The 430-nt window shown below is 68.6% G+C and carries 1 pseudogene; it reads right to left on the bottom strand.

Features of this window, described 5'->3' with window-relative positions:
- Positions 1-430: pseudogene (locus GO615_RS30000) on the bottom strand (translational GTPase TypA); the annotation flags it as partial.

Genomic DNA, 430 nt, shown 5'->3' with positions numbered 1-430 from the left:
CGCGATACCAGTACCGCGCGTCTCGGTGAGGAACTCGGTGCGGAAGCCGATGAGGCCACGCGCGGGGACGACGAACTCCATGCGGATCCAACCGGTTCCGTGGTTCGTCATCTGCTCCATGCGGCCCTTGCGGGCAGCGAGCAGCTGCGTGATGGCGCCGAGGTACTCCTCGGGCGTGTCGATCGTCAGGCGCTCGAACGGCTCGTGCAGCTTGCCGTCGATCTCACGCGTGACGACCTGCGGCTTGCCGACGGTCAGCTCGAAGCCCTCGCGGCGCATCTGCTCGACGAGGATGGCGAGCGCCAGCTCACCGCGGCCCTGCACCTCCCAGGCGTCGGGACGCTCGGTGGGCAGGACGCGCAGCGACACGTTGCCGATGAGCTCCTTGTCGAGGCGGTCCTTGACGAGACGCGCGGCACGAAGGTGACCG

The sequence above is a fragment of the Aromatoleum evansii genome, from assembly GCF_012910805.1.
Classification (GTDB): Bacteria; Pseudomonadota; Gammaproteobacteria; order Burkholderiales; family Rhodocyclaceae; genus Aromatoleum; species Aromatoleum evansii.
Note: the sequence above shows the minus strand (reverse complement) of the source record. Positions and strands in the feature narration are given on the sequence as shown.